Source organism: Micromonospora sp. NPDC023956 (assembly GCF_040639195.1).
Taxonomy (GTDB): Bacteria; Actinomycetota; Actinomycetes; order Mycobacteriales; family Micromonosporaceae; genus Micromonospora.
In genome coordinates this window covers 787533-796600 of the sequence record NZ_JBEZZN010000002.1, presented here as the reverse complement: position 1 = coordinate 796600, position 9068 = coordinate 787533, and the positions used below count along the sequence as shown (strand labels likewise).

At 73.6% G+C, this 9068-nt stretch carries 10 protein-coding genes; 3 read left to right on the top strand and 7 right to left on the bottom strand.

Annotated elements, in window-relative coordinates:
• Positions 1-119: 119 nt before the first annotated feature.
• Entirely contained in the window at positions 120-998 is an 879-nt protein-coding gene (locus AB0F58_RS06190) for a transketolase (protein ID WP_357138772.1), read from the top strand.
• Between the two features lie 70 nt (positions 999-1068).
• Here the strand turns inward: AB0F58_RS06190 and AB0F58_RS06185 are convergent, their stop codons facing one another.
• From AB0F58_RS06185 to AB0F58_RS06165, 5 genes are all read right to left on the bottom strand, one after another.
• Positions 1069-1764, bottom strand: coding sequence for a glycosyltransferase family 2 protein (locus AB0F58_RS06185; protein ID WP_357138769.1), 696 nt, complete (start codon positions 1762-1764; stop codon positions 1069-1071).
• A 122-nt stretch (positions 1765-1886) separates the two neighbouring features.
• Positions 1887-3359: a histidine kinase dimerization/phospho-acceptor domain-containing protein gene (locus AB0F58_RS06180; protein WP_357138602.1), complete on the bottom strand. Its 1473-nt coding sequence runs from the start codon at positions 3357-3359 to the stop codon at positions 1887-1889.
• Positions 3352-4047 carry a response regulator transcription factor gene (locus AB0F58_RS06175; protein ID WP_357138599.1) on the bottom strand — a complete coding sequence of 232 codons (696 nt, stop codon included), beginning with the start codon at positions 4045-4047 and terminating at the stop codon, positions 3352-3354. Before AB0F58_RS06175 ends, AB0F58_RS06180 begins: the two co-directional genes overlap by 8 nt.
• A gap of 80 nt (positions 4048-4127) precedes the next feature.
• The gene (locus tag AB0F58_RS06170) at positions 4128-4652 is read right to left on the bottom strand and encodes a hypothetical protein (protein WP_357138597.1); all 525 of its coding nucleotides are present in this window, start codon (positions 4650-4652) and stop codon (positions 4128-4130) included.
• Positions 4653-4754: 102 nt separating this feature from the next.
• The gene (locus AB0F58_RS06165) at positions 4755-5927 is read right to left on the bottom strand and encodes an acetyl-CoA C-acyltransferase (RefSeq protein WP_357138594.1); all 1173 of its coding nucleotides are present in this window, start codon (positions 5925-5927) and stop codon (positions 4755-4757) included.
• Positions 5928-6033: 106 nt separating this feature from the next.
• Here AB0F58_RS06165 and AB0F58_RS06160 point away from each other — a divergent pair, with 106 nt between their 5' ends.
• Positions 6034-6495, top strand: coding sequence for a PH domain-containing protein (locus AB0F58_RS06160; protein ID WP_357138590.1), 462 nt, complete (start codon positions 6034-6036; stop codon positions 6493-6495).
• A 172-nt stretch (positions 6496-6667) separates the two neighbouring features.
• Here the strand turns inward: AB0F58_RS06160 and AB0F58_RS06155 are convergent, their stop codons facing one another.
• On the bottom strand, positions 6668-7579 hold the full coding sequence (locus AB0F58_RS06155) for a rhomboid family intramembrane serine protease (protein ID WP_357138587.1): 912 nt from the start codon (positions 7577-7579) through the stop codon (positions 6668-6670).
• A gap of 67 nt (positions 7580-7646) precedes the next feature.
• Entirely contained in the window at positions 7647-8177 is a 531-nt protein-coding gene (locus AB0F58_RS06150; RefSeq protein WP_357138584.1) for a peptidylprolyl isomerase, read from the bottom strand.
• Positions 8178-8261: 84 nt separating this feature from the next.
• Between AB0F58_RS06150 and AB0F58_RS06145 the strand changes: the two genes are divergently transcribed.
• Positions 8262-9005 (top strand): hypothetical protein, encoded by a 744-nt coding sequence (locus AB0F58_RS06145; protein WP_357138581.1) that lies wholly within the window; start codon positions 8262-8264, stop codon positions 9003-9005.
• Positions 9006-9068 lie beyond the last annotated feature (63 nt).

Here is a 9068-nt window from a genome sequence, read left to right as displayed (position 1 = left end):
CGGAGACCGGGACCGGGGCGGAGACCGGGACCGGGGCGGAGACCGGGACCGGGGCGGAGACCGGGACCGGGGCGGAGACCGGGACCGGGGCGGAGACCGGGACCGGGGCGGAGATCGTGATGCGGGACCGCTTCGTCGACACCGCGTACGAGTTGCTGGCCGAGGATCCGCGGACCGCCGTGGTGCTGGCCGACATCTCGGCGGACAGTTTCCGGGAGGCGGCCCGGCGGCACCCCGACCGGGTGGTCAACGTGGGCATCCGGGAGCAGTTGATGGTCGGCGTGGCCGGCGGGCTGGCGCTGGCCGGGCTCCGTCCGGTGGTGCACACCTACGCGCCGTTCCTCGTCGAGCGGGCGTACGAGCAGATCAAGCTGGACCTCGACCACCAAGACGTGACCGCGGTGCTGGTCAGCGTGGGCGCCTCCTACGACCGGCCGGAGGCCGGGCGGACCCATCTCTCCCCGGCGGACGTGGCGCTGATCGACACGTTGCACGGTTGGACGGTGCACGTGCCGGGGCACCCCGACGAGGTGCCGTCGCTGCTCCGTGCGGCGGTGTCCGGCGACGACGCGGTGTACCTGCGGTTGTCGACGATGGCGAACCGCCGGCCGTACGGCGGCGACGGCTCGCTGCGGGTCGTCCGGGACGCGGGGCCGGGCGCGCCACTGGTGGTGGCGGTGGGACCGCTGCTGGACGAGTGCCTGGCGGCGGTGACCGGACGGGACGTGACGGTGGCGTACACGCATCGGCCGCGCCCCTTCGACACGGCCGGGCTGCGCGCGCTCGCCGGCACCGAGGTGATCCTGGTGGAGCCCTACCTGGCCGGCACGTCGAGCCGGGTGGTGAGCGGGGCCCTCGCGGACCGGCCGCACCGGCTGCTCGCGCTCGGGGTCGATCGGCGGGACCTGCGCCGTTACGGCACGGCGGACGACCACAGCCGCTGGCACGGACTGCACGCGACCGGGCTGCGCCGTTCGATCGACGCGTTCCTGGACTGAGGTCCGCTCAGGGCAATGCCGGGCGCGGGCAGAGGGCGGCGGACCCGGTCCGGGTCGGCGGCGATGTCGGTCAGGGTCGGGGGCGGCGCCGGGTCCGCTCCCGGCCCAGGATCCAGAGCGCCTCGACGCCGTCCTTCCAAGTGATCTTCTTGCCCTCCTCGCGACCCCGGGCCCGGTAGCTGATCGGCACCTCGTACGGGCGGATCCGGCGGCGCAGCAGCTTGCCGGTCACCTCCGCCTCCATGCCGAACCCACGGGACCGCACGTCGAGCGAGCGGTACAGCTCGATGGGCATCAGCTTGAAGCAGGTCTCCAGATCGCCGATGTACGAGTTGAAGAGCACGTTCGCGGTCGTGGTGACGCCCTTGTTCCCCATCACATACCAGAAGCTGTAGGCGCTGTGGCTGCCGAAGGTGCGGTTGCCGTAGACGACCTCGGCGCGACCGTCGAGCACCGGGGCGAGCAGCTTCGGGATGTCCTGCGGGTCGTACTCCAGGTCAGCGTCGAGGATGACCATGTAGTCGCCCTCGGCACGGGCCACGGCCGTCCGGATGGCCGCGCCCTTGCCCGCGTTGCGGGGATGGGTGATCACCCGGAGTCGGGCGTCGTCGACCCGGCTGAGGATCTCGGCCGTGCCGTCCCGGCTGCCGTCGTCGACCACGAGCAGTTCGATGTCGCACGGGTACTCGACCGCCAACGCCTGCTTGAGGGCGTCCGCGATGCGTTCCTCCTCGTTGAAGACCGGCATGAGGATCGACAGCTTCACGGGCTTCTCCACGGGGCGACTGCACGTCGGGGACAGCCTAGCGTGTCCTCCCGACCAGGAGGATTCACGCCTCGCCACCCACTCGGCACCCTCCGTGACGCCGGGTCGGCGGGCGCGGAGGGTCAGGACGCTGTCCGGGTCCGGTGTGGGCCCGGGGGCAGCAGGACGGTGAACACCGCACCGCCCTCCGGCGCGTGTCCGGCGGTGATGGTACCGCCGAGCCGGCGGACCAGCCCGGCGGCCAGGGCCAGTCCCAGCCCGCTGCCGACCTTGCGGATCCCCCGGTAGCGCTGGTGCAGCGCGCCCCGCTCGAACGCCACCGCGAGGTCGTCGTCGGTGAGGCCGGGCCCACCGTCGCGGACCTCGACCACCCCGCCGGCTGCCGGGTCCGTCCCGGCCGACCGGACCGCGAGCACCACCGGCGCTCCCGGGGGTACGACCCGCAGCGCGTTCTCCAGCAGTCCGTCGACCACCTGCCGGATCCGCCCCGGATCGGTGTACACCGGCACCGGCCCGTCCGGCGCCTCGACCCGGAACGCCAGGCCGGCCGCCGCACACCGGGTGGACCAGGTCCCCGCCGCCGCGCCGACGAGAGGGACCAGGTCCACCGCGATCGGGTCGATCGGAAAGTCGGCCGCCTCCAGGCGGGCCAGCGCGAGCAGGTCGCTGACCAGCCGGTCCAGGCGTTCCGCCTCGGCCAGCACGGTCCGGCCGGTCCGCGCCGTCTCGCCGGCTCCGAGCACGCCGTCGGCGAGCGCCTCGGCGTAGCCGCGGATGGCGGTCAACGGGGTACGCAGCTCGTGCGAGACGGAGAGCAGGAACTCCCGTTGCCGCCGCTCGCTGGTGGCGAGCGCCCCGGCCAGTCCGTTGAGCGCGTACGCCAACTCGGCGACCTCGTCGGGCGGTTCGACCGGCACCCGTACCGCGCGGTCCCCGGCGCTGAGCCGGGCGGCGGCGGTGGCCGCCTGCCGGATCGGGCGGGCCAGTCGGCGGGCGAGCAGCCAGCCGGCGACCACCCCGGCGGCCAGGCCGACGAGCAGGGGCCCCCAGATGTTCGTGAGCACCTTCCGCCAGAGCCCGGTGACCCGGGTCCGGGTGAGCACCACCCCGTTGCCGTCCTTGAGCGCGCGCCCCTCGACCAGGGCCGGTCGTCCGTCCACCCGCCGCCGCACCGAGACGTCTCGCCCGGCGGCGACCCGCTCGACCACCTGCGGCGGCAGCCCGGCCCGGTCGGCCCGCCCGTTCCAGATCAGGTACGCCTCGACGTCCTGGTCGGCGAGCAGACGCAGCAGCCGCTCGTCGTCGGTCGGACGGCCCCGGTTCAGCCGTAACCGGAGCACCTCGGCGGTCATCTGCGCCTGCGCTGCCAGGGTGTCCTGCGCCTCCCGCTGCGCGTTCCGGACCGCCAGCGGCACCGCCACCAGCGCGGTGCCCAGCACCGAGACCAGGGCCACCGCGCAGGTCACCAGGACCGCTCGGGCGGTCAGGGTGCGGCCGGGCCGGAACCGCCGTGGCCGGGCCGTTCCGGCACCGACCGTCGGCAGTGCCCCGGTCGGCTGGTCGGCACCGGGCGGCCCGGCGGGACGGTCAGCCATCGGCGGCGTACCCCACGCCCCGGTGGGTGCGGATCACGCTGGCGTCGCCGAGTTTGGCCCGGACCTGCGCCACGTGCACGTCGACCGTCCGGGTGCCGGCGTGCGCCGCGTACCCCCAGACGCTGGCGAGCAGTTCCTCCCGGGTGAAGACCCGGCCGGGTCGGCCCATCAGGTAGGCGAGCAGGTCGAACTCGGTCGAGGTGAGCTGGACGGGTGTCCCCGAGACGGTGACCGTGCGCCGGGCCGGGTCGAGGGTGACCGCGCCGACCCGCCGGGGCCGGTCGGCCACCTCCGGGGCCCCGGAGGCGCGCCGCAGCACCGCCCGGACCCGGGCGACCAGCTCTCGGGGGCTGAACGGTTTGGTGACGTAGTCGTCGGCCCCCAGTTCCAGGCCGAGGATCCGGTCCACCTCGTCGTCCCGGGCGGTGAGGAAGATGACCGGGGTCCAGTCACCGGCCTCCCGCAGCCGACGGCAGACCTCGGTCCCGGCCAGGCCGGGCAGGGCGATGTCCAGCACACAGACGACCGGCCGGAGCCGGCGGGTGGCGGCCAGCCCGGCCGGACCGTCCCGTTCGACGTGCACGCCGAACCCGTCCCGCGTCAGGTAGAGCCGGACCAGGTCGGCGATGGCCGGTTCGTCCTCGACCACGAGGACGAGCCCTCGGGGCTGCGCTGTGTCGACGCTCACCGGGCCATGATTCCCGACCGTCCCACCCGGATCGGCACGGGTCGTGTTCGGATCCGGTAAGGACGGCGGCCGGTGGTGGATCAGCCCCGTCCGGCGGGACCTCGGGCGACGGCGGTTCGGTCGGCGGCGGCCCGGTCGACGGTGACGGGTGCTCCGGCGGCGGTGACCGCCCGGGGCAACCGCAACCGGGACCGGAAGGCGTGGTCGAGCAGGGTGTCGATCTGCCACACCTGCTTCGGGTGCTCCGTCCGGATCAGGAACCGCTCCCGCACCCCGTCGACCGCGGTGGCCGCCAACTCCACCCGCTGGATCCGGGGGTCCGGATTCCAGGTGACGTTGCTCAGGTGCCGCAGTTCGGTGTTCAGGTGCAGCTGGAGGCGGTGCAGCAGCGGGCTCTGCCGGGTGACGACCAGACGCTGGTAGGTCATCAGGAGCAGGTACTCCCCGGACACCGGACGGTTCGGACGGGAGCAGCGGGTGACCAGGATCGTCGCGTCGTCCGCCCGGACGCAGCGGCGGAAGACCGGCATGTGGCGGCTCACCGTCTGCACGGCGAGCCCGGTCTCGGCGGCGGCCGGCAGGAACGTTCGGTCGAAGACGTCCATGCCCTGACCAACGACGGAGCGGCGGTTCCGGAAATTCCACGCGGCCGGACAGCACACCGGCTGTCCGACGCCGGAATCAGGGCCGCCCCGGCCCCCGCCGCGTCACAGCAGCTCGACGATGGTGGCGTTGGCCATGCCGCCGCCCTCGCACATCGTCTGCAGGCCGTAGCGGATGCCGTTGTCCCGCATGTGCTGGAGCATCGTGGTCATGATCCGGGCACCGGACGCGCCGAGCGGGTGGCCGAGGGCGATCGCCCCACCGCGCGGGTTGAGCCGCTCCGGGTCGGCCTCGGTCTCCGCGAGCCAGGCCAGGGGCACCGGGGCGAACGCCTCGTTCACCTCGTACACCCCGATCTCCTCGATGCCCAGCCCCGCGCGGCGCAGCGCCTTCGCGGTGGCCGGGATGGGGGCGGTGAGCATGGTGACCGGGTCGTCGGCGGCGACGACGGCGGTGTGCACCCGGGCCAGCGGGCGCAGGCCGTGCCGGCTGGCCCAGTCGGCGGTGGTGACGGCGAGCGCCGCCGCGCCGTCGGAGATCTGCGAGGCGGACCCGGCGGTGACCACACCGTCGGCGCGGAACGGGGTCTTCAGCTCACCGAGCTTCGCCAGCGAGGTGTCCCGGCGGATGCCCTCGTCGGCGGCGAGCTTGCCCCCGTCGGCCAGCGCCACCGGGGCCAGCTCCGCGTCGAACGCCCCGGCGTCCTGGGCGGCGGCGGCCTTCTCGTGGCTGGCCAGGGCGAACTCGTCGAGCTGGGTCCGGGAGAAGCGCCAGCGCTCGGCGATCAGCTCCGCGCCGACACCCTGGTTGAACGGGAGCGGCTCGTCGTCGGCGAAGCCCTGGACGCCGCGGTAGCGCTCGCGGATCTGGTCGCTGAAGGGCATCCCGTCGGCCACGCTGGACCCCATCGGCACCCGGGTCATCGACTCGACTCCCCCGGCGACGACCAGGTCGGCCTGGCCGGAGAGCACGGTGGCGGCGGCGAAGTGCAGCGCCTGCTGACTCGACCCGCACTGGCGGTCCAGGGTGGTGCCGGGCACCGACTCGGGCCAGCCGGCGGCGAGGACGGCGTTGCGGGCGACGTTCCAGGACTGTTCGCCGACCTGGGACACGCACCCCCAGATCACGTCGTCGACGTCGGCCGGGGCGATGCCCGAGCGCTCGGCGAGCGCGCGGAGCACGTGCGCCGAGAGGTCCACCGGGTGTACGCCGGCCAGACCGCCCTTGCGCCGTCCGACGGGGGTACGCACCGCGCCGACGATAACCGCGTCACTCATGTCTACTCCCGGGTAACTTGAGACGTCTCGATCCTACGTCGCGCACCGGCCCGCCGTCCGCCCCGGTGGCGTCGCGGCGGCCACCCCGCTCGGGCATGCTGGACGGATGCATCCAGGGGCCCTCAGCCGGCAGTGGCGAGTACCGGTGAAACTACCGCTGGTCAAGCTGGTCGGGGCCGGGACGCTGGTGGCGCTCGGCCTGCTCTTCGCCGAGGGTGACCCGGTGCGGTTGGTCCTCGCCGGGCTGGGTGCGGCAGGGTTGGCCGTCTGGGCGGCGCGGGATCTGCTGGCCCCGGTGCGGCTCGCGGTGGACCCGTCCGGGGTGACCGTGGTGACCGGCTTCGCCGGCCGGCGGACGCTCGGCTGGTCGGCGATCGAGTCCCTGGCGGTGGACGACCGCCCCCGCTTCGGCCTGCGCAGCCAGTTCCTCGAGATCGACACCGGCGACTCGCTGCACCTGCTCAGCCGGCACGACCTCGACGCCGACCCGACCGAGGTCGCCGCACTCCTGGCCCCGCACCTGGACGTCCACCGGCCCGGCCCCGCCGCGACCGGCGACCGGCCCTGACCGGCGGCCCGGTGCCAGGACGGTCGACCCTGGTCACGCGTCGGCCCAGACCAGACGTCGGCCCTGACCACATGTCGACCCCTGACCACATGTCGACCCCTGGCCCGTGCGTCGACCCCTGGCCCACGCGTCGCCCGCGTGCCCTGTGCGGCGCCGTCCGCGCGCCGGCGGCTCAGCCGAGCAGGGCGGCGGTGCGGACGAGGACCAGGCCGAGCAGGGCCACCATGATGACCGCGCCGCCGACGGCCTGGAAGATCGACCGACGCATCCGGGGGGCGTAGGCCAGCACCAGCGCCATCAGCGCCCCGACGACCAGCCCGCCGAGGTGGCCGGCGATGGAGATGCCGGGCACGGCGAAGGTGAAGACCAGGTTGATCACCAGGATGGGCACCACGGCCGAGGTGTCCCGACCGAGCCGACGCATGATCACGAAGAGCGCGGCGAAGAGGCCGAAGATCGCGGTGGAGGCACCGGCCGTGGCGGCGTTCGGGGCGCTGAACAGGTACGCCGCCACGTTGCCGCCGAACCCGGCGACCAGGTAGAGGGCGAGGAACCGCAGCGGCCCGAGGACCGCCTCCAGGGAGCGGCCGAGCACCCACAGTGCCCACATGTTGAGCAGCAGGTGCAGCACGCCGTAGTGCAGGAACATCGCGGTGAGCAGGCGGTACCACTCGCCCTCGGCGACCCCGTGGATGGCCCCGTCGGCGAAGAGCGCCCGGCCGAGCACCGCGCCCCACTCGGTCAGCGGGGTGCCGCCGCCCATCAGGCCGCCGAAGCCGGAACCACCGGCGGCCGAGTCGCCCCCTCGGTCTGAGGCGATGGAGAGCAGCATCATGAGCACGTTCAGCGCGATCAGCGCCTTGGTCACGTAGCCCTGGCGACCGGCGACACCGCCACCGAAGGCGGTGCGCGCCGGTCGCACCGAACGTCGGCCCTCGTTCACGCACTCCGGGCACTGGTGCCCCACGGAGGCGTCCCGCATGCACTCCGGGCAGATCGGACGGTCACAGCGGGTGCACCGGACGTACGTCTCCCGACCGGGGTGCCGGAAGCAGACGGGCGTGGTCGGCGGTGACTCGCTCACGGTCTCGCCCTCCCGTCCGGGCACCTGCGGCGCTCAGTCATGCGAGCAAAGGTACCTCGCCCGGGGGTCAGGCCTTGGCACGCTCGATCTCGACGCGCTCGATCACCACGTCGGAGAGCGGGCGGTCACTCGGGCCGGTCGGAGCGTTGGCGATCGCGTCCACCACCTTCACCGACTCCTCGTCCGCCACCTGCCCGAAGATGGTGTGCCGGTTGTTCAGGTGCGGCGTCGGGGCCACGGTGATGAAGAACTGCGACCCGTTGGTGCCCGGCCCGGCGTTCGCCATGGCCAGCAGGTACGGACGGTCGAACCGCAGGTCCGGGTGGAACTCGTCACCGAACTTGTAGCCCGGTCCACCGCGACCGGTGCCGGTCGGGTCGCCCATCTGGACCATGAAGCCGCTGATCACGCGGTGCGAGATGGTGCCGTCGTAGTACGGCCCGCTGCCCGGCTGGCCGGTACGCGGGTCGGTGTACTCCCGCTCGCCCTCGGCCAGTTCCACGAAGTTGCGGACGGTCTTCGGCGCGTGGTTGGAGAAGAGCTCCAGCCGGATCGGGCCATGGTTGGTGTGCAAGGTGGCGTAGACAGCCTCGGCCACGGGTACTCCTCACTCGTCGGTCAGTTCCATGCGGATCCTCCCATGTGCCCGATCTGGCAGTGCGGAGGCATCCGAAGGTGGAGGATGACGAAGGAACAACTCCCAGGAGGTGGGACCGTGTTTGGAATCGGGCGGCGTAAGTCCCAGGTGCAGCTGGCCAAGGCCGAGCTCAACCAGGGCGTCGGTCACCTGATGCAGGCAGCCACGTACGCGTCTCGGGGCGTCGGCCAGTCCGTCGGCCCCCGTGTGCAGGCGGCTCGGGGAGCGGTGGCACCGGCTGCGGTGCAGGTCCGTGACTCCGCCGCCCGTGGTTGGGGCTCGACGGTCGCCACTCTCGCGCCCTTGGCCGCGGCCACCCGCAGCGCGGCACAGTCGGGCACGGTGGCCCGGAAGGCAAAGGTGAAGAACGTGCGAATGGTGAAGCAGAAGAAGAGGGCACGTCGGCGTAGCGGCATGCTGACCGGCCTGCTCGCGGCCGGGGCGGTCGCCGGGGTGGCCGGCGCGATGGCGATGCGTCGCCGTCGGGACCAGCAGGAGTGGGCCGAGTACGACACGAGCCGGACCCTGGAGCCGATGCGCGACGAGGTGGAGACCATCGAGGTGCGCACCCCGGCCGCCGACCGGTCGACCACGGCCAACGGCGGGATGACCGGAGCCGGCAGCTCGGCCGTGGCCGGTGCGGGCAGCGCCGCCGCCCGGAAGCCGGTCACCCCGAACGACAAGGTGCCGTCGGTGGCCGAGGGCGCCCGGGACATCTCGGGTCGTCCGGCCGACGACGTCAGCCGGGCGATGGGGGGCACCACCAGCCCCGGTAGCGGTCGACACTGACGTCACCCGGACACGGCGGCGTCCGCACGCGGACGTCGGGAGCGGTGCCGGCGAGGCGGGGGT

Bases quoted from the DNA above. Each gene is read 5' to 3' on its own strand.
- AB0F58_RS06190 (WP_357138772.1), top strand. From the start codon at position 120: ATGCGGGACCGCTTCGTCGACACCGCGTACGAGTTGCTGGCCGAGGAT.
- AB0F58_RS06180 (WP_357138602.1), bottom strand. From the start codon at position 3,359: ATGGCTGACCGTCCCGCCGGGCCGCCCGGTGCCGACCAGCCGACCGGG.
- AB0F58_RS06170 (WP_357138597.1), bottom strand. From the start codon at position 4,652: ATGGACGTCTTCGACCGAACGTTCCTGCCGGCCGCCGCCGAGACCGGG.
- AB0F58_RS06165 (WP_357138594.1), bottom strand. From the start codon at position 5,927: ATGAGTGACGCGGTTATCGTCGGCGCGGTGCGTACCCCCGTCGGACGG.
- AB0F58_RS06160 (WP_357138590.1), top strand. From the start codon at position 6,034: ATGCATCCAGGGGCCCTCAGCCGGCAGTGGCGAGTACCGGTGAAACTA.
- AB0F58_RS06145 (WP_357138581.1), top strand. From the start codon at position 8,262: ATGACGAAGGAACAACTCCCAGGAGGTGGGACCGTGTTTGGAATCGGG.